Genomic DNA, 18814 nt, shown 5'->3' with positions numbered 1-18814 from the left:
GGCGAACGCAGCAGTCTTCACGCAGCTTGCACGGGATTCGCTCATTGGGTGAGGAAGTTCAGGCGAAAGATGCCGATGAAGTTGGGGTTGGCGGGGTCGGGTATCCATCGGGTGTCCTTCCATGTCATCAGTTGCTGCACGCTGGCCGAGCGCATGCCGTTATCGGTGGGGGTGGTGGTGCCGGTGTGATAGGCGATGTTGCGGCCCATCCAGATCATCAAGTGCTGGTCGTCGCCCTGGTCGAAGAACAACAGGTCGCCGGGGCGCGCCTGGCCCAGGTCGCGGCTCACCAGATGGCTGTTGAACTGGATCAGCTTGATCGCATTGACGTAGGGGCCGACCTTGCCGCCGCCCTGCTGCCATTGCTGGGCCAGGGCGCGCTGGCCTTCGCTCAGCTGCAACTCCGGGGGCAGGTAGCGATTGGACAAACCATTGGCCCGCAGCCATTTGCTGTCGTGGTTCTTGAGCGCTTCGTTGGCGGCGAAACGCACCAGCCCCGCGCAGTCCTGCTGATACCAGCGCGGGCTCGGGCCCTGGCTGAGCTGCTCCTGGGCGATGCGCACGAACCAGGCGCGAAACACCTGGGACTGCTGCACATCCAGCGGTGCGACCGTGGTCGCGCCCACTGCGCTGCTGAGCAACAGGGCCAGCAGGCCAAGGCCGCTCAAGCCGTGGCGCAAGGCTCTCACAGCGCTTGCCATTGCAGCGGCAGCCATTGCCAATGGCCATTGGGCTCGCTGCCCTCGGGCAGGGTCAGGGCGTACTGGCCATAACCACCCAGGGTACGCAGCTTGGGCACCAGGTAGGTCTGGGCGGCATTGTTGAACACCGGCTCCATGTCCTGGGGCAGGCTGTCGAAGGTTTCCTGCTGGATCAACTGCGCCAGGGACTGCGGTCCCAGGTAGATCGGCATCATGGCGTTCTTCGGCGCCACGTCGGCCAGGGGCGGGAAGCGCTTGTCCAGGGTGTCCAGGGCCTTGGTCACCAGCTTGTCATCCAGGGAGAACACCAGGGTCGAGCCATGGCGGGCCAGGCTGACTTGCATGAAGGCGCGGCCAGTGATGGCTTGCGGGTCCTTGGCCTGCTTGGCCGGGTACGGGCCGAAGTTCGAGCTGACCTGGCGCTGCCACTGGTGCACGTTGCCGTCCTGCTGCTCGACCACCGGGAAGATCCGCTGCGCCACCTTGCTCTCGCGCGAGCCCACCATGGAGCCGAACAACTTGCCCAGGTCGGCGTCGAGCTTGGCGTTGTCCTTGTCCTTGAGGCTGGCCACCAGCAAAGGCGTGTACAGCCGCGAGTCGGCGTACCAGCACAGTCCGGCGCTGCCGGACAGGTGTTCGGTCAGGGCCTGGGCCACCGACTCCTCGGCGCCGAGCTTGACCAGCAACGGCTTCTGCTGCTGCGCCGCCAGGGGCAGCGCCACGCAGGCGCTGGCGCCCATGGGCATGGCCTGCCAGATCGGCTTGAAGTCGAAGTCCGGCTGGTCCTCTTGTTCTTCCATGGCCAGGTAGCTGTGCCAACCCTTGTCGTCCATGTCGAAGCGCAGGCCGGCGAAGTTGGGGATGAAGCGCTGGTAACCCATGGCCAGGACGCTGGAGTTGACCGCCAGGCGCTGCTGCACTTCGGGTTTGCGCGCCTCCAGGCCAAAAGCCTCGGGAAACAGCTTGTCGCCGTTGAGCAGCGCTTCCAGGGCCTTGGTGGAGACTGCGCCGTGCACGTCGCTGACGCCAGAGGCCAGGTCATACAGCTGGGTCGGATTGGACAGCACCACCAGTTTGTCGCCGTGGGAGGCGAAGGCCAGGGACTTGTTGGCGTTGAAATTCAGCTGGTACAGGGTCACCGCATCGCCGCCGACCTTGAGCTCGGCCAGCTTGCTCAACTGGCTGTCATCCAGGGCAGCCTTGGCCAGGGGCTCGAGCAGCTTGGCCAGGCCGCCACGGTCCATCACCAGCAGGAAGTCCTTGAGCCGGCCATCGACGCCGCGCCACAGGGCAATGTCCGCCGGCTGGTCGAGCAGTTGCTCGATCAGGTTGTCCTGCAGCTTCAGGTCATGCTCGTAGATGATCCGCCGCAGGCTGCCGATCAGACCCAGGCGGTCGGCATGGGCCTGGTAATAGAAGACGAAGTCCTCGGTCAGGGTTTCACGCAGGAACGGCACCGCCAGCAGATCCTTGGGCAACTGCGCCAGGGAATGGGTCTCCAGCAGGCCATCGGGGCGGCTCAGGCCCAGCTTGTCGCCGGGCAGCTCGACCACCGAGGTCTTGGGCTTGCAGCCCACGCCAGTGGCGACGGCCGCCGCCAGGCACAGGCCCATGACCAGGGCCGGCCAGCGCCGCTGGCTGCCGGGTTGTTCGCTACCGGGGACGCCGGCCGCCGGGGATGCTGTGTTTTCGCTCATGATTCACAAAGCCCAATTCATCCGTGGTGCGGGATGTTCAATAGTTGAAAGACTTGACCAGCAACAGGTCGCCGATGGCCCGCATGGGCACGATGAAGGTCTCGCGTTTCTCATCGACGGTGTTTTCGTTAAGGATCAGGTTGATCTGCGAGGTGATCACTTCGTTCTGGTTGCTGCCTTCGTCGAAGTTGTAGCCACCGCTGCCGAAGTTGCCCCAGTAGTTGACGTAGATCAGGTAGGTACCGCGCAGTGGCGCGGTCATGGTGAACATTTCCGGCCCCGGGCCGTCGACCCCGTCCGGGTCCAGGCCGCCGCCATTGGTCAGGCCCGGATGGCCGAAGAAAGCATGCTGGCCATCGGGCGTGATGATGTGCATGTCGAGCTCGGCCTTGGGGTCGTCCCAGCCGAGCACCACGCGGATACGTGGCGGGGTCTTGTTGGGGTTGGATTCGTAGAACTGCACGCGCTTGAGCGACTTGCCCTCGGAGCTGCGCACTTCGACGCTGTTGGAGCCGGCACCGAAGGCGTAGGGACGACCGAAGCGCCCCTGTTCGTCGGTGTAGAGATTGAGCGGGTTACCGTTGACCGACAGGCTGTGGGGTTGGCGCAAGTGGCCAATGGCCTTGAGCTGGCCCTCGATCATGGTGCGGTTGCGCTGGATGCCGCGATCGATGGGCGGCGTCGGATAGGCCACGCGGTCCTGTTCGGTGCGGTCGAGCAACCCGGAATAGCGCCATCCGCCCAGGGGCTCCTGCAATTCGGCCGAGGGTTCGGCCCACGCACCAGCGGATACCAGCAGGGTCAACAAGAGGAAGGATAGAGCGCGCACGTATTGCGTCCTGCCATGCATGGGAAAAACCTGGCGCCAGATCCTCGGCGCGGCTACGAAACATTCGGAAGGTCGCCCAACGATGACGGGGCGTTTGAAAGGGCGCAGATTATCGATTTGCCGGTTGTTGCACAATTGGGGAAAAGGGATTTTGCGAGGGAGTCGGCATCGGCCTGGAGGCCGCGTGGCTCATGCCATTACGGTGACATCACCACCCGCAGACCAGGAGCCATTCCGCAGGTCCAGCGCCACTCCCGCTCATTGCTGTCTATGCTGCCGTTGCGCCATCACCCGCAAGTTTCCTTAAGGTTTAACGCAGATGATCCCCGGCGGATTTTGATGGCGCGCGCACTGGCGATCCAGAGCGCCAGCGGGCGCTTCTCATTTGCCCGCAAACCCGCTGTCTGCTAGTGTCGCGCCGGTTTAACGTCACCCGGGATAGCCGCCATGGCCCGCAAAAAAGCTGCCTTAGATTTCGAACAATCCCTCGCCGACCTGCAAACCCTGGTCGAGCGCCTGGAGAACGGCGAGCTGTCGCTGGAAGACTCGTTGACCGCCTTCGAACAAGGCATCGGCCTGACCCGTGATTGCCAGGCGGCCCTGGCCCAGGCCGAACAGAAGGTACAGGTGCTGCTGGAGCGCGATGGCGAGTTGGCGGAACAGCCCTTCGATGCGGAACAGCCAGAATGATCGCCACCTACCAGGCCAGCAGCCAGGCCCGCGTCGACGCGGCACTACAGTCGCTGTTCAACGCCCCTGGCCCCGAACTCGCCCGCCTCTATGAGGCCATGCGCTACAGCGTGATGAATGGCGGCAAGCGCGTCCGCCCATTGCTGGCCTACGCCGCCTGCGAAGCCTTGGGCGGCAAGCCGGAACAGGCCAACGGCGCGGCCTGCGCGGTGGAACTGATCCACGCCTACTCCCTGGTGCACGACGACCTGCCGGCCATGGACGATGACGATCTGCGTCGCGGCCAGCCCACGACCCACAAGGCTTTCGATGAAGCCTGCGCGATCCTCGCCGGTGACGGCCTGCAGAGCCTGGCCTTCAGCGCCCTGCTGGACCCGCGCCTGAGCGATGCCAGCGCCGAGATCCGCCTGCGCATGGTTACCACCCTGGCCCAGGCCGCAGGCCCGGCGGGCATGGTCGGCGGCCAGGCCATCGACCTGGGCTCGGTGGGGCTCAAGCTCGACCAGAAGGCGCTGGAGTACATGCACCGGCACAAGACCGGCGCCCTGATCGAGGCCAGCGTCATCCTCGGCGCCCTGGCCAGCGGCTTCGCCGAGAAGGACGAACTCAAGGCCTTGCAAGCCTACGCCCAGGCCATCGGCCTGGCATTCCAGGTCCAGGACGACATTCTCGATGTCGAAAGCGATACCGCGACCCTGGGCAAGCGCCAGGGCGCCGACATTGCCCGGGACAAGCCGACCTACCCGGCATTGCTGGGCCTGGAAGCCGCCAAGGCCTATGCCCTGGAGCTGCGCGACCAGGCGTTGCACGCGCTGCGGCCGTTTGACGCAGCAGCCGAACCGCTGCGCGAACTGGCCCGGTATATCGTCGCGCGCCGCAACTGACCGACGGGTTTCCAGGACCGCATATCGGCCAAGTTCGGTGCTCTGCGTGGGCAGCTTGCGATGCATAAGGTAAACTGCCGCCTCTTTCTACACCTATAACGATTCGCCTGATGCCCACGACGTTTCATGAGATTCCCCGCAAGCGCCCGAGCACGCCGCTGCTCGACCGAGCCCAGACGCCGGACGGCCTGCGCCGGTTAGGCGAAGCCGAGCTGGAAACCCTGGCCGATGAATTGCGCCTGGAACTGCTCTATTCGGTCGGCCAGACCGGTGGGCATTTCGGTGCCGGCCTCGGCGTCATCGAGCTGACCATCGCCCTGCACTACGTGTTCGATACCCCGGACGACCGGCTGGTATGGGACGTGGGCCACCAGGCTTATCCGCACAAGATCCTCACCGGTCGCCGCGAGCAGATGGGCACCCTGCGCCAGAAAGACGGCCTCGCCGCCTTCCCCCGGCGTTCGGAAAGCGAATACGACACCTTCGGCGTCGGCCACTCCAGCACCTCCATCAGCGCCGCCCTGGGCATGGCCATCGCCGCCCGCCTGCAGAACAGCGAACGCAAGGCCATCGCGGTGATCGGCGACGGCGCCCTGACCGCGGGCATGGCCTTCGAGGCCCTGAACCACGCGCCGGAAGTGGACGCCAACATGCTGGTGATCCTCAACGACAACGACATGTCGATCTCGCGCAATGTCGGCGGCCTGTCCAACTACCTGGCCAAGATCCTCTCCAGCCGCACCTACGCGAGCATGCGCGAAGGCAGCAAGAAAGTGCTGTCGCGCCTGCCCGGCGCCTGGGAAATCGCCCGCCGCACCGAAGAGTACGCCAAGGGCATGCTGGTCCCCGGCACCCTGTTCGAAGAACTGGGCTGGAACTACATCGGCCCGATCGACGGCCATGACCTGCCGACCCTGATCGCCACCCTGCGCAACATGCGCGACCTCAAGGGCCCGCAGTTCCTGCACGTGGTGACCAAGAAGGGCAAGGGCTTCGCCCCGGCGGAAGTCGACCCCATCGGCTACCACGCCATCACCAAGCTCGAACCCCTGGACGCTCCGGCCAGCGCGCCGAAGAAAGCCGGCGGGCCGAAGTATTCCGGCGTGTTCGGTGAGTGGCTGTGCGACATGGCCGCCGCCGATTCGCGCCTGGTGGGCATCACCCCGGCGATGAAGGAAGGCTCGGACCTGGTGGCCTTCAGCGAACGCTTCCCGCTGCGCTACTTCGACGTAGCGATTGCCGAGCAGCACGCGGTGACCCTGGCAGCCGGCATGGCCTGCGAAGGCGCCAAGCCGGTGGTGGCGATCTACTCGACCTTCCTGCAGCGCGGCTACGACCAGCTGGTGCATGATGTGGCGGTGCAGAACCTCGACGTCCTGTTCGCCATCGATCGCGCCGGCCTGGTGGGCGAAGACGGCCCGACCCACGCCGGCAGCTTCGACTTGTCCTACCTGCGCTGCATTCCTGGCATGGTGGTGATGACCCCGAGCGACGAGAACGAACTGCGCAAGATGCTCAGCACCGGCCACCTGTACAACGGTCCGGCGGCGGTGCGCTATCCACGCGGCACCGGCCCCAATGCGCCGATCGACAAGGACCTGGAACCGATCGAGATCGGCAAGGGCCTGGTCCGTCGCCAGGGCAAGCAAGTGGCGCTGCTGGTATTCGGCGTGCAAATGGCCGAAGCGTTGAAAGTGGCCGAGAAGCTCGACGCCACGGTGGTCGACATGCGCTTCGTCAAGCCGTTGGACGAAGCCCTGGTGCGCGAGATCGCCGGTAGCCACGAACTGCTGGTGACCATCGAGGAAAACGCCGTCATGGGCGGCGCCGGCAGTGCTGTCAGCGAGTTCCTGGCCCAGGAAGGCTTGCTCAAGCAGGTCCTGCACCTGGGCCTGCCGGACACCTACGTCGAGCATGCCAAGCCGGCGCAGATGCTCGCCGAGTGCGGCCTCGACGAAGCCGGCATCGAAGCCTCGATCCGCCAACGCTTGCAACTGCTGGGCCTGGCGTAAGCTCCAGCGCCCTTTGCTGAGCGCCCGCCACGCGGGCGCCAACTTCTCCCGTTCCACGGCCCATGGCATCCTGCGGCCGAATCAACGCCGTGCGCAAGGAGCAGCCATGAAACTCTCCCGCCTTGCCCTGCCCCTGTTCCTGCTGCCCGGCGGCGAACTGCTGGCCGCTACCAGCGACCGCGACCAGGCCCTGAAGCTGCCGGATACCCTGATCAGCGCCAACCGCCAGGTCGAAGAACGCAACGACAGCAGCAGCGCCAGCACCGTATTCACCCGGGAAGATATCGATCGCCTGCAACCCACCAGCCTGAGCGACCTGCTGCAACGGGTTCCCGGGGTGCAGGTTGCCCAGAGCGGCGGACGCGGCAACCTGCCGAATATTTTCATTCGCGGCACCAACTCGGCCCAAAGCCTGGTGCTGGTGGATGGTCAGCGCATCGGCAGTTCATCCAGCGGCGACAGCAATCTGCAGTTCATCAGCGTCGAACAGATCGAGCGGGTGGAAGTGCTGCGTGGCTCGCGCTCGGCGATCTACGGCAGCGACGCCATTGGCGGGGTGATCCAGATCTTCACCCGGCGCAGCGCCGACTCGGGACTGCATGGGCGCATGCGCGTCGCCGCTGGTAGCAGCCAGACCTGGGAGCACAGCCTGGGACTGTCTGGCGGCGACCAGCGGACCCGCTTCAGCCTCGGCGCCAACCTGGATGAAAGTTCCGGAATCGACTGGACCCACGCCTCCTACCCCAGTGATACGGATCACGATGGCTACCGCAACCAATCCCTCAGTTTCACCCTAAGCCATGCCCTCAGCGACGACCTGGAAGTGGGCTTCCACCTGCTGGATAACCGAGGCCGCAGCCGTTATGACAACCCTTTCGCCGCGGAGCAGGACCCTTACACCGACTTCACCGTCAGCAGCGCCAGCGGCTTTATCGATGCGACGGTCAATGACCGCTGGCAGTCTCGACTGGAACTGGGTCACAGCGAAAACCGCGACCTCAAACGCAATAAGCTCAGCGACGAACGCAGCGTGTTCAACACTTACCGCGACTCACTCGCCTGGCAAAACGATTTGCGCCTGACTGCACAACACAGCCTGATCCTTGGTGCCGACTGGTACGAGGACCGACTCAATACCGGCCCCCTTCTCATCGGCAGCACCCCGCAGTACTTCGCCGAAGACAGCCGCTGGAACCGTGCGACCTTTATCCAGCATCGGTTCCAAGGCGACAGCTTCTCCACCGAACTGGGCCTGCGCCGTGACCAGAACCAGCAATACGGCAGCCAGAACACCTGGAGCGGCACCCTGACCCTGCCGCTGAATCCGGACAACGACCTGCTGCTGTCCTACAGCGAAGGCTTTCGGGCACCGAACTTCAGTGATCTGTACTACCCGGGATACGACAATCCCAACCTCAAGCCAGAACACTCAAAGAGCTACGAACTGCAATGGCGCAGCCAACTAAGCGAAAGCAGTCGCCTGGAGGCCTCGCTTTATCGCACAGACATCAAGGATGCTATTACCCCTGATGCCAGGTACCGCCCGCAGAACATTGGCGCCGCGCGCATCAACGGTTTCGAGGCAAGCCTCAAACAAGAGATATTGGGCTGGCAGAGCAACCTTGGGGTGGCGATCATCGATCCCAGGGATCGTGACACCGGACACACCCTGAACCGACGGGCGCGGCGCACTTTGAGCCTGGATCTGGATCGGCAATTTAACCGATTGGGACTCGGCGCCAGCTGGCAGGCAATTAGCAGTAGTTACAACGACATGGAGAATAGACTCTCGATCCCCGGCTATAGCCTGTTCAGCCTGCGCAGTAGCTGGGCAGTCAACCAGGAGCTCAAGCTGGACCTGAAGCTCGACAATGTCCTCGACAAGTCCTACTACCGTGCGCTCTACAGCTACCAGGGCAGCCACTATGGCTACCGCGAAGAAGGCCGCACCTGGATGCTCAGCGTGACCTGGACCCCTGAGCTGTAAGCTTGCTCAGCGCTCGGGCGCAATCAAGCCGCAGAGCTTGGCCACTGCGCCGACCATCTGCCCGCTGGGCCGCTCCAGGCCCTTGTCCGTCACCAGCAACAAACGCCCCTGCTTGACCGCGGCGATCTGCGGCCAGGCCTTCCAGGCATCCAGCTGGCCCTGGGCCGTGGCGAGGATCGCCTGCGGATTGCGTTGCAGCACCGCCTCGATACTGACCTGGGGCGCCGGCAGCGATTGATCGGCAAAGACATTGCGCGCCCCACAGACCGCCAGGGCGTCGCTGATGATCTGGCCACCACCCACCGTATATAACGGACGATCCCAGACCTGGTAGAACACCGGCAGCGGTGACTCGCGGCGATAGCGCTGGCGCAGTTGTGCAAGTTGCTGGTCCAGCTGGGTCGCCAATGCCCGACCGGCTTGCGAGTGCCCCAGGCGCTGGCCGATCTCGGCGATCTGGGCAGTCAGCTGCGCAAGGTCATGGGGTTCGGCAACCAGGGTGGGAATGCCCAGGCGCGCCAATTGCTCCTTCTGGGCCGGGCCGACACTGCCCGGCCAGAGCAGCAGCAAGTCCGGGCGCAGGCTCAGCAAGCGCTCGATGTCCAACTGGCCGTAGCGCCCCACCGAAGGCAGGTCCTTGAGGGGCGCCGGACGCTCACCGGCATCCAGCACGCCCACCAGCAGGTCGGCGGCGCCCAGTTCGACGACGATTTCCGAGAGCGATGGTGCCAGGCTGACGACCCGCTCCACGGCCAGCGCCTGGCCGCACAGAGCCAACAGCAAGACGGCCAGCCAGCGCGGCATCAACCGAGCTGGCGTGGGATGCGGTAGAGGTAGAACAGCACCGCCGTGGACAGGGCCAGGAGCATCAGCGGCACGGCTTCAAGGCCGACGAATACCGCCAGGGCACCGATCCAGGCCGGCAATGCCGCCACCAGCAGGGCCGTGCGCCGCCGCGCTGCCAGGTCGATCCAGGCCGCCGGTTCTTCCGGGGTATCGAGGGCTTTCTGGGTGGCGATCAAGCCATGCTTGTAGGCGCCGAAAAAGCGCAGGCTGACGAACATCGACGCCACCCCGGCGATGAACAACGGCATCGCCAGCACCGGCAGGATCGGCTCGCCCTGGCCGAATACGGCGTTGAGCACGAACAACGGCAGCAGCGCCAACGCCAGGTATTGCCACCAGCTGACGGCCAGGCGGCGCCTCACTTGGCCCCGGGTCACGCGCGGTCGACCTCGCCCTGGTGCTCGTTGCCCATCATGTGGTCGAGCTTGCTGGCCTTGGTCGCCAGGTACAGCTTGTTGTGCGGGTTGTGGCCGGTGTGCAGCGGCACGCGCTCGGCGACCTGGATGCCCATCTCGGTCAAGGCCTTGACCTTGCGCGGGTTGTTGGTCATCAGGCGCAAGGCCTTGACGCCCAGATGCTCGAGCATCGGCAGGCACATGGCGTAGTCGCGCTGGTCGGCGGCAAAACCCAGGCGCTCGTTGGCTTCCACGGTATCGGCGCCGCCATCCTGCAGCTCATAGGCGCGGATCTTGTTCAGCAGGCCGATGCCGCGACCTTCCTGGCGCAGGTACAGCAGTACCCCGCGACCTTCACGGGCAATCGCTCGCAAGGCGGCTTCGAGCTGCGAGCCACAGTCGCAACGCTGGCTGAACAGGGCATCGCCGGTCAGGCATTCGGAGTGCAGGCGACCGAGCACCGGCGCGCCGTCGGCGATATCGCCCAGGCTGAGCACCACGTGCTCACGACCGGTGGCTTCATCGAGGAAACCGTGCATGGTGAATTGCGCAAAGGGAGTGGGCAGCTTGGAAGCGGCAACAAAAACAACGGGCACTGTTGTGCTCCTGATCTGTATGGGGACTGGAGATTCGCAGAGGCGGCATTGTAACAGCAGCCTCCACTGGGCGCTTAGGCTGAATTATCACGGATAAAGATCGATAAGTTCGATCAACGGACCGCTGGCCGCGCGTTTCCATCAAACGGATAAGGTTGCTTCCAGTGCTGGAAGATGGCCCGCAAGCCACCATTCTTCACCAGTTGCTCCATGCGTTGGTCGTACAGGGCCAGCAGGGCCCGGCCCCGGGGCGTGTCGGCGAACCCCAGGTACAACGGCAGCTCAGCCAGATGCGAACGTCTGAAACGGCTCGGATCCTCGGCCTGCCCGAGCACATACTCGACCTCGGTCTGGCCGTCGATGTAGTAGTCGGCACGTCCGTAAAGCAGCATCGGCAGGATACCGACCCGACGGCGAATCTCGTTGTAGCGACGAACGTTGGGCAGGTAGTCCTCGTACTTGTAGCCACGCACCCAAACCAGCCGATAGTTGCCCAGGCTCGCCAGGGTCAGCTCGGGATTGTTGGCCAGGCCCAGGGCATAGATGTGGTCGTTGTCGTAGTTCCAGCGTGGATAGAGCACCCCCGGGGACTCGTTGCGATAGGCGCCGGCCTGGGCGTCCACCTCACCGCGTTGCACCAGCCCGACCGAACGGGTGTAGGGCATGCTGTGGCGTTCCACCGTCACCCCCTGGGGCTCGAACACCTCCCGCAGGATGTCCCATGACAGACCCTGGCCATCGGCCTCGCTGTACTTGCTCCACTCTTCGCTGGCGATCCTTATGGACCCGGGCGCCATGGAAAGGTCGCCGGCCCAGGCATCACAGCTACAGACAACCAGTAAGACCAGCAGCGCGCGACAGACACCCATGCCTTGCCCCTCAGCCCAAGCACCACACCAATCCCTGCATCGCCAGCCAGGCGAACACGCCGGCCAGAATATCATCAAGCATGATGCCGACGCCGCCGTGGACATGCCGGTCTACCCAGCGAATCGGCCAGGGCTTGAGGATGTCGAAGAAGCGGAACATCAGGAACCCCGCCAGCAGCCATTGCCAGCCTTCGGGCACCAGCCACAGGGTAATCCACATACCGACCATCTCGTCCCAGACGATGCCTTCGTGGTCATGCACACGCAGGTCGTCGGCCACCTTGCCGCAGAGCCAGAAGCCGAACAGCATGGTGACGCCGAGCATCAGCCAGTAACCCCAGTCCGGTAGCATCTGCCACAGCGGGATAAAGGGTAGCGCAACCAACGAACCCCAGGTGCCCGGAGCCTTGGGCAGGGTGCCCGAACCGAAACCGAATGCGAGGAAGTGCCAGGGATTGCGCCAGACCGACGGCGGTACGAATTCCGCCGGGACCTGCTTGGGATGATCTGTCACGGTGTCTCCGGAAAATGTTGGTAGCCGCGGATGTCCGGGGTAATGTCCTGCCCGCCGGCATCCAGCAGCGCCACGCCTTGCCCGGCCACCACCTGCCCCACCACCTGCAGCGGCCAGCCGGCTGCCTGCAGCGGTGCCAGCTCGACGGCAGGCAAGGTGAAGGCCAGCACATAGTCGTCGCCGCCACTCAAGGCCGCGGCGCGCGCGCCCTCAAGGCCAAGAAAGTCCACCAGGGGCTTGGACAGGGGCAGCTTTTCCAGCTCCACCTGCAACCTCACCGCGGACGCAGCGGCGATGTGCCCGCAATCGGCGAGCAGCCCATCGGAGATGTCCAGGGCCGCCGTGGCCCTGCCGCGCAAGGCCTGGCCCAGGGCCAGTTGTGGCTGCGGCGACCAATAGTGGGCCAGCAGCGGATCGGCCACCTCGGGTTCGGCACGGCGCTGGCCCAGCACCAATGGCAAGGCGCCGGCGGCATTGCCCAGCGGACCGCCGACACACAGCAAGTCGCCGGGCCGGGCACCGCTGCGGGTCAGGGCCAGGCCCGCGGGTACGCGACCGAACACAGTGACGGTCAGGGTCAGCGGGCCGCGGGTGGTGTCGCCACCGATCAGGCGCACGGCGCAATCCTGGGCCATGGCATTCAGGCCACGGGCATAAGCGGCGAGCCAATCGGCACTTACCGTCGGCAGGGTCAGGGCAAGGGTGAAGGCCAGCGGCGTGGCGCCCATGGCGGCCAGGTCGCTGACGGCCACCGCCAGGGAGCGTTGGCCAAGAAGAAACGGCTCGCAGGGATCGGCGAAATGCACGCCCGCCACCAGGGTGTCGGTGGAAATCGCCAACTGCTCGCCAGGAGCAACCGCCAGCAGGGCACAGTCGTCGCCGATCCCCAGGGCAACGCCCTCGCCGCCCTGCGCACAAGGCGCGGCAGCGAAGAAGTTACGGATCAGTTCAAACTCGCCCATGGCAACTGCAAGCGCGGATCAGCGCTTGAACGCCTTCACTTCTGCTGCACGCAGGCGTGGGGCCAGCTTGTCGAGGACGCCGTTGACGAACTTGTGGCCATCGGTGGAACCGAAGACCTTGGCCAACTCGATACCCTCGTTGATCACCACGCGGTACGGCACGTCGACACGCTTGAGCAGTTCCCAGGTGGACAGGCGCAGGACCGCCAGTTCCACAGGGTCCAGCTCGTCGATGGCCAGGTCCAGGCAAGGTACGAGGGCGTTGTCGATCTCGTTCTTGTTGGCCGGGACCCCGTGCAGGATTTCACGGAAGTAGGCGCCGTCGATGTCGGTGAAATCGTTGTCGACCCGGAACTGCGCTTCGATTTCGTTCAGCGAGTGCTTGGCCATGTGCCATTGGTACAGCGCCTGGGTCGCGAGCTGGCGGGCTTCGCGACGCTTGGCGCTCTTGGATGGCTTGCCGGCGTTGGCAGGCTTGGGCTCGCGCGGGTTGAAACGATCGCTATCGTCGCTAATCACTTGGCCTCCAACTGCGCCAGCAGGCTGACCATTTCCAGGGCGGACAAGGCAGCTTCAGCCCCTTTGTTGCCGGCCTTGGTGCCGGAACGCTCGATGGCTTGTTCGATCGAGTCGACGGTCAGTACGCCGAAGGCCACTGGCACGCCGAACTCCATGGACACCTGGGCCAGGCCCTTGGTGCATTCGCCAGCCACGTATTCGAAGTGCGGAGTGCCGCCACGAATGACCGCGCCCAGGGCGATGATCGCCGCGTACTCGCCCTTCTGCGCGACCTTCTGGGTCACCAGGGGAATCTCGAAGGCGCCAGGAGCGCGGATGATGGTGATGTCGCTTTCGCTCACGCCATGGCGGACCAGGGCGTCAACCGCGCCGCTGACCAGGCTTTCGACGACGAAGCTGTTGAAGCGGCCGACCACCAGGGCATAGCGGCCTTTAGGGGCGATGAAGGTACCTTCGATGGTCTTCAGGGTCATTCGACAAATCTCTTAAAGAGCCGGAGCGTGTCTAGTACACGCTCCTGAGTGATGTTTGAACCGCGAATTTCAAGCTGGCAACGGCCGGCTTTTATTCGGAGGGCACGTATTCTACAACTTCCAGGTCGAAACCGGATATCGCGTTGAACTTCATCGGCGCACTCATCAGGCGCATCTTGCGCACGCCCAGGTCACGCAGGATCTGCGAACCAGCACCGACGATGCTGTAGGTGGTCGGTTGTTTCTTCACCGGCTGGCGCTCGGTGGTCTCGCGGATATGCGCCAGCAACTCGTCGCCATCCAACGGATGACCCAGCAGCAGCACCACGCCGCTACCGGCCTCGGCCACGGTGGCCATGGCCGCCCGCAGGCTCCAGCGCCCAGGTTGCTTGACCATCAGCAGATCGCGCAGCGGATCCATGTTGTGCACCCGCACCAGGGTCGGCTGCTCGGCGCAGATCTCGCCCAGGGTCAGGGCCATGTGCACGTCGCCCTCCACGGAATCACGATAGGTCACCAGGTTGAACTGGCCCAGTTCGCTGTCCAGGGGCTGCTCGGCAATCCGCTGAACGGTACGTTCGTGGATCATCCGATAGTGGATCAGGTCGGCGATGGTGCCGATCTTGATATCGTGCTCGGCGGCAAAGGCCTCCAGTTCGGCGCGACGGGACATGGTGCCGTCGTCGTTCATCACTTCGCAGATCACCCCGCTAGGCTCGAAACCAGCCATGCGCGCCAGGTCGCAAGCCGCTTCGGTGTGGCCGGCACGGGCCAGGGTACCGCCAGGCTGGGCCATCAGCGGGAAGATGTGGCCCGGGCTGACGATGTCCTCGGCCTTGGCATCCTTGGCGGCCGCCGCTTGCACGGTGCGCGCGCGGTCGGCGGCGGAGATGCCGGTGGTCACGCCTTCGGTGGCCTCGATGGACACGGTGAACTTGGTGCCGAAGCCACTACCGTTGCGTGGCGACATCAATGGCAGCTTGAGCAGCTCGCAACGCTCGCGGCTCATGGGCATGCAGATCAGGCCACGGGCGTGCTTGGCCATGAAGTTGATGTGTTCGGCCTTGCAGCACTCGGCGGCCATGATCACGTCGCCTTCGTTCTCGCGGTCTTCGTCATCCATGAGGATGACCATCTTGCCTTGGCGGATGTCTTCGACCAGTTCTTCGATGCTGTTGAGCGCCACGCGGCACCCCCCTTCTTTCAAAATTTGAGGTTCAGGATTTGAGGTAGCCGTTAGCGGCCAGGAAGCTTTCGGTGATGGTGCTGCCCGTGGCCTGGGCGGCCTTGTCGCCCAGTAGCAGGCGCTCCAGGTAGCGCGCCAGCAGATCGACCTCGAGGTTGACCTGACGGCCTGGCCGGTAGTCGGCCATGATGGTTTCCGCCAATGTGTGGGGCACGATGGTCAGTTCGAATTCGGCACCGTTCACCGCGTTGACCGTCAGGCTGGTGCCGTCGACGGTGATCGAGCCCTTGTGGGCGATGTACTTGGCCAGCTCCTTGGGCGCACGGATACGGAACTGGATGGCCCGGGCATTCTCCTCCCGCGCTACCACCTCACCGACGCCATCCACGTGGCCGCTGACCAGGTGACCACCCAGGCGAGTGGTCGGGGTCAGGGCCTTCTCCAGGTTGACCCGGCTGCCGGTCTTCAGCTGGTTGAAGGCGGTGCAGTCCAGGGTCTCGCGGCTGACATCGGCCCAGAAACCATCGCCGGGGAGTTCCACCGCAGTCAGGCAGACGCCGTTCACCGCGATGCTGTCGCCCAGCTTGACGTCGGTCAGGTCAAGCTTGCCGGTTTCTACATAGACCCGCACATCTCCGCCTTTTGGGGTCAATGCGCGAATGCTGCCGATGGATTCGATGATGCCGGTGAACATGGAGTCCTCCTCGAGAACAGGGCCGCCGGGTAGGCGAAAGTCGGGAATTATACGCTCGCTGACGGGGCGGGAATGGCAGTGACTCGCCAGTCATCGCCAACCGCGCGCATTTCAATGATCTTGAGCAATGGCGCCTCGCTCATCTGCTCCAGCGGCCAGTCCAGCAATGGCCGGGCCGAGGAGCCCAGGAACTTGCCAGCGATGAAGATCTGGTACTCGTCCACCAGTCCCTGGCGGGCAAAGGCCCCGGCCAGGCGTGGTCCGGCTTCCACCAGCACTTCGTTGACACCCCGGGCCGCCAGCTCCTTGAGCAGACGCTGCAGGTCCACCTGGCCATCGGGGCCGGGAACGATCAGGCATTCGGGACCGTTGGCGTATTGCTCCTCCACCGCGACACAGGTCGCCACGAGGGCCGGACCCGCCTTGAAGAATGGCGCATCCAGCGGCACTCGCAGGCGTCCATCGACCAGCACCCGCAGCGGTGGCCGCCCCATGGCCAGGGCCGTCTGCCCGGCATCCAGCCCCAGCTCGGCGGCACGTACCGTCAGCCGGGCGCCATCGGCCAGCACGGTATCGGCGCCAGTCAGTACCACGCTGGACTCGGCCCGCAGGCGCTGTACCGCCGAACGTGCGGCAGGGCCGGTAATCCATTGGCTTTCGCCGCTGGCCATGGCGGTACGCCCGTCGAGGCTCATGGCCAGCTTGACCCGCACATAAGGCAGGCCATGCTCCATGCGCTTGAGGAAACCCTTGTTGATCGCCCGCGCCTCGTTCTCCAACACCCCGCAATGCACAAGGATGCCGGCCTCGGCCAGGCGTCCCATGCCGCGCCCGGCGACCTGCGGATTGGGGTCCTGCATCGCCGCGACCACGCGCGCCACTCCGGCGCCGACCAGGGCATCGGCGCACGGTGGCGTACGTCCATGATGACTGCAGGGCTCCAGGGTCACGTAGGCGGTGGCGCCACGGGCCTGGTCCCCGGCCGCGCGCAGGGCATGCACTTCGGCATGGGGCTCGCCGGCACGCACATGCCAGCCCTCGCCCACCACCTGGCCGTCGCGCACGATGACGCAACCGACACGGGGATTGGGATGGGCGCTGTAGTGGCCCTTGCGTGCCAGCTCCAGCGCGCGAGCCATGTAGTGGGCGTCGAGTACCGCCTGCTCCGCGGACTGGCTCATTGCTTGGCCGGCTCGCGGGCCAGGCGGTCGATCTCTTCGCGGAACTCGTCGAGATCCTGGAAGCGCCGGTAGACCGAAGCGAAGCGGATATAGGCGACTTCATCGAGCTTTTGCAACTCGCCCATCACCAGTTCACCCACGACCAGCGACTTGACCTCGCGCTCGCCAGTGGCCCGCAGCTTGTGCTTGATGTGCGCCAGCGCCGCTTCCAGGCGCTCGACGCTCACCGGGCGTTTTTCCAGGGCGCGCTGCATACCCGCGCGCAGTTTGTCTTCGTCGAAGGGCTGGCGGCTGCCATCGGTCTTGATCAGACGCGGCATCACCAGTTCGGCGGTTTCGAAAGTCGTGAAACGTTCACCACAGGCCAGGCATTCACGCCGGCGACGGACCTGTTCGCCCTCGGCGACCAGTCGCGAGTCGATGACCTTGGTGTCGTTGGCACCGCAGAAGGGACAGTGCATGGTGGCAGGCAACAAAAAAAGGGAGGGCCATGGTAGCGCATCCCACTGGCAAGACAAGCCATAGCCTTTGCGGTATACAGACCGACTATTATGTTTCGCACATGGAAATCTGCCTCGTTGGAGCTTCAAATGCCCCTCAGACCGCTCGTTTTGCTCAGCCTCGTCAGCCTCCTGGTCGCCTGCAGCAGCGATGCGCCGAAACCCGCGGCCAACACTCCCGCCAAGCCCCAGGCCGTGCAGAACACCCAGGAACCGGTAGACCTCGGCCCCCTCCCGGCCTACCAGCGGGAGTTGAGCGGTAACCTCAATGGCGTGCCAGCCGGGGCCAACGTCGAGCTGGCGCTGCTGGTGATCGATGAACGCGGCCGCCCCCAGCGCCTGCTGGCCAGCAGCAACCTGACCGGCACCGACCGGGTCCTGCCGTTTCGCCTGCGCTTCGCCCCCGAGGCCTTCCCCGCGGGCGCCCGGGTCGAACTGCGAGGCCGCGCCAGCCAGTCCGGGCAGTTGATCCTGCACCTGCCGGCACAACGCATCGACCAGCCCACCACCCAGGCCCTGGGCCAACTGCAATTCGTCAAAGCCCCATGACACCACCGCTCGAACTGCAAGCGGCACTCGGCGGACTGCTGGGGGACGCGCAACTGGTGGCTTGCGAGCTGCCCGAGACCGAACTGCGACTGTGGCTGCTCGATGATCGCAACATGGACCGTGCCTTCACCCCCGAAGAAACCCGGCGCATCCTCCACGACCCGCCCTACTGGAGCTTCTGCTGGGCCAGCGGCCTGGCCCTGGCTCGCTACCTGGCCGAACACCCGCATTGGGTGCGCGGCAAGCGCGTGCTGGACTTCGGCGCGGGCTCCGGCGTGGCGGCGATCGCCGCAGCCAGGGCCGGGGCGCTGGAGGTGGTGGCCTGCGATCTCGCCCCCCTGGCCCTGGCCGCCTGCCGGGCCAACGCCGAGCTCAATGGGGTGGAATTGGGCTACAGCGCCGACTTCTTCAGCGAGGCCGATCGCTTCGACCTGATCCTGGTGGCCGATGTGCTCTACGACCGTGCCAACCTGCCGCTGCTGGACGAATTCCTCAGCCGTGGCCAGCAGGCCCTGGTGGCGGACTCACGGGTCAGGGACTTCCAGCATCCCTTGTACCAGCGCCTGGAAATGCTCAAGGCCCTGACCCTGCCCGACCTGGCCGAACCCTGGGAATTTCGCAACGTGAGCTTGTATCACGCACAGCGCCCCGCGAGCGCCAGCATGGCGGCACCGGCGATGGCGATCTCCCCCGGGCAAGCTTTATAGTGACGCCATTCCCGCTTATTCGA

Annotated in this window: 21 protein-coding genes; 6 read left to right on the top strand and 15 right to left on the bottom strand. The window is 64.9% G+C overall.

The features are described 5' to 3' along the window. Positions 1–41: 41 nt before the first annotated feature. The 3 genes from ACK6AU_RS19780 to ACK6AU_RS19770 are packed head-to-tail and all read right to left on the bottom strand — an operon-like array spanning position 42 to position 3227. On the bottom strand, positions 42–701 hold the full coding sequence (locus tag ACK6AU_RS19780) for a DUF1175 domain-containing protein (RefSeq protein WP_409300855.1): 660 nt from the start codon (positions 699–701) through the stop codon (positions 42–44). Then, positions 686–2398: a DUF2138 domain-containing protein gene (locus tag ACK6AU_RS19775; RefSeq protein WP_409300853.1), complete on the bottom strand. Its 1713-nt coding sequence runs from the start codon at positions 2396–2398 to the stop codon at positions 686–688. The genes ACK6AU_RS19780 and ACK6AU_RS19775 overlap by 16 nt, the downstream gene beginning before the upstream one ends. A gap of 37 nt (positions 2399–2435) precedes the next feature. Further along, positions 2436–3227: a DUF2135 domain-containing protein gene (locus tag ACK6AU_RS19770; protein ID WP_185698211.1), complete on the bottom strand. Its 792-nt coding sequence runs from the start codon at positions 3225–3227 to the stop codon at positions 2436–2438. A gap of 447 nt (positions 3228–3674) precedes the next feature. On the opposite strand from ACK6AU_RS19770, the gene ACK6AU_RS19765 reads away from it, so the two are divergent. The 4 genes from ACK6AU_RS19765 (at position 3675) to ACK6AU_RS19750 (ending at position 8800) form a co-directional block, all read left to right on the top strand. Beyond that, positions 3675–3917 carry an exodeoxyribonuclease VII small subunit gene (locus ACK6AU_RS19765; RefSeq protein WP_022641260.1) on the top strand — a complete coding sequence of 81 codons (243 nt, stop codon included), beginning with the start codon at positions 3675–3677 and terminating at the stop codon, positions 3915–3917. Continuing rightward, entirely contained in the window at positions 3914–4801 is an 888-nt protein-coding gene (ispA, locus tag ACK6AU_RS19760; RefSeq protein WP_185698209.1) for a (2E,6E)-farnesyl diphosphate synthase, read from the top strand. Before ACK6AU_RS19765 ends, ispA begins: the two co-directional genes overlap by 4 nt. A gap of 110 nt (positions 4802–4911) precedes the next feature. Continuing rightward, positions 4912–6813, top strand: a complete 1902-nt coding sequence (gene dxs, locus ACK6AU_RS19755) for a 1-deoxy-D-xylulose-5-phosphate synthase (protein ID WP_409300850.1) — start codon at positions 4912–4914, stop codon at positions 6811–6813. Positions 6814–6919: 106 nt separating this feature from the next. Next, complete coding sequence (locus ACK6AU_RS19750) at positions 6920–8800, top strand: TonB-dependent receptor domain-containing protein (RefSeq protein WP_409300848.1); 1881 nt, start codon at positions 6920–6922, stop codon at positions 8798–8800. Positions 8801–8806: 6 nt separating this feature from the next. On the opposite strand, the gene ACK6AU_RS19745 is transcribed toward ACK6AU_RS19750, so the two are convergent. The 12 genes from ACK6AU_RS19745 to nrdR all read right to left on the bottom strand — a co-directional run bounded on the left by ACK6AU_RS19745 (position 8807) and on the right by nrdR (position 17496). Continuing rightward, positions 8807–9604: a cobalamin-binding protein gene (locus ACK6AU_RS19745; RefSeq protein WP_409300846.1), complete on the bottom strand. Its 798-nt coding sequence runs from the start codon at positions 9602–9604 to the stop codon at positions 8807–8809. Beyond that, positions 9604–10023, bottom strand: coding sequence for an MFS transporter (locus tag ACK6AU_RS19740; protein ID WP_409300844.1), 420 nt, complete (start codon positions 10021–10023; stop codon positions 9604–9606). Before ACK6AU_RS19740 ends, ACK6AU_RS19745 begins: the two co-directional genes overlap by 1 nt. Beyond that, positions 10020–10637: a GTP cyclohydrolase II gene (gene ribA / locus ACK6AU_RS19735; protein ID WP_022641266.1), complete on the bottom strand. Its 618-nt coding sequence runs from the start codon at positions 10635–10637 to the stop codon at positions 10020–10022. Before ribA ends, ACK6AU_RS19740 begins: the two co-directional genes overlap by 4 nt. Positions 10638–10750: 113 nt before the next feature. Beyond that, positions 10751–11506: an ABC transporter substrate-binding protein gene (locus ACK6AU_RS19730; RefSeq protein WP_185698204.1), complete on the bottom strand. Its 756-nt coding sequence runs from the start codon at positions 11504–11506 to the stop codon at positions 10751–10753. 10 nt (positions 11507–11516) lie between these two features. Beyond that, complete coding sequence (locus ACK6AU_RS19725; protein WP_185698203.1) at positions 11517–12020, bottom strand: phosphatidylglycerophosphatase A; 504 nt, start codon at positions 12018–12020, stop codon at positions 11517–11519. After that, positions 12017–12982 carry a thiamine-phosphate kinase gene (thiL, locus tag ACK6AU_RS19720; RefSeq protein WP_185698202.1) on the bottom strand — a complete coding sequence of 322 codons (966 nt, stop codon included), beginning with the start codon at positions 12980–12982 and terminating at the stop codon, positions 12017–12019. Before thiL ends, ACK6AU_RS19725 begins: the two co-directional genes overlap by 4 nt. A gap of 18 nt (positions 12983–13000) precedes the next feature. Beyond that, entirely contained in the window at positions 13001–13501 is a 501-nt protein-coding gene (gene nusB / locus ACK6AU_RS19715; protein ID WP_185698201.1) for a transcription antitermination factor NusB, read from the bottom strand. Continuing rightward, complete coding sequence (ribE, locus tag ACK6AU_RS19710; RefSeq protein ID WP_022641271.1) at positions 13498–13974, bottom strand: 6,7-dimethyl-8-ribityllumazine synthase; 477 nt, start codon at positions 13972–13974, stop codon at positions 13498–13500. The genes nusB and ribE overlap by 4 nt, the downstream gene beginning before the upstream one ends. Before the next feature lie 91 nt (positions 13975–14065). Further along, on the bottom strand, positions 14066–15160 hold the full coding sequence (ribBA, locus tag ACK6AU_RS19705; RefSeq protein ID WP_185698200.1) for a bifunctional 3,4-dihydroxy-2-butanone-4-phosphate synthase/GTP cyclohydrolase II: 1095 nt from the start codon (positions 15158–15160) through the stop codon (positions 14066–14068). 31 nt (positions 15161–15191) lie between these two features. After that, entirely contained in the window at positions 15192–15854 is a 663-nt protein-coding gene (locus ACK6AU_RS19700) for a riboflavin synthase (RefSeq protein ID WP_185698199.1), read from the bottom strand. A gap of 47 nt (positions 15855–15901) precedes the next feature. Then, positions 15902–17035 carry a bifunctional diaminohydroxyphosphoribosylaminopyrimidine deaminase/5-amino-6-(5-phosphoribosylamino)uracil reductase RibD gene (ribD, locus tag ACK6AU_RS19695; RefSeq protein ID WP_409300840.1) on the bottom strand — a complete coding sequence of 378 codons (1134 nt, stop codon included), beginning with the start codon at positions 17033–17035 and terminating at the stop codon, positions 15902–15904. Next, a complete protein-coding gene (gene nrdR, locus ACK6AU_RS19690) occupies positions 17032–17496 on the bottom strand; it encodes a transcriptional regulator NrdR (protein WP_031320603.1) in 465 nt (154 codons plus the stop codon). Before nrdR ends, ribD begins: the two co-directional genes overlap by 4 nt. 129 nt (positions 17497–17625) lie before the next feature. Here nrdR and ACK6AU_RS19685 point away from each other — a divergent pair, with 129 nt between their 5' ends. Together ACK6AU_RS19685 and ACK6AU_RS19680 are read left to right on the top strand one after the other, a co-directional pair. Then, complete coding sequence (locus tag ACK6AU_RS19685) at positions 17626–18084, top strand: hypothetical protein (RefSeq protein ID WP_409300837.1); 459 nt, start codon at positions 17626–17628, stop codon at positions 18082–18084. Beyond that, on the top strand, positions 18081–18791 hold the full coding sequence (locus tag ACK6AU_RS19680) for a class I SAM-dependent methyltransferase (protein WP_409300835.1): 711 nt from the start codon (positions 18081–18083) through the stop codon (positions 18789–18791). The genes ACK6AU_RS19685 and ACK6AU_RS19680 overlap by 4 nt, the downstream gene beginning before the upstream one ends. Positions 18792–18814 lie beyond the last annotated feature (23 nt).

This window comes from Pseudomonas sp. KCJK8993, assembly GCF_046230915.1.
Taxonomy (GTDB): Bacteria; Pseudomonadota; Gammaproteobacteria; order Pseudomonadales; family Pseudomonadaceae; genus Aquipseudomonas; species Aquipseudomonas piscis.
The sequence above is the reverse complement of the archived record's forward strand: the minus strand, read 5'-3'. Positions and strand labels throughout refer to the sequence as shown.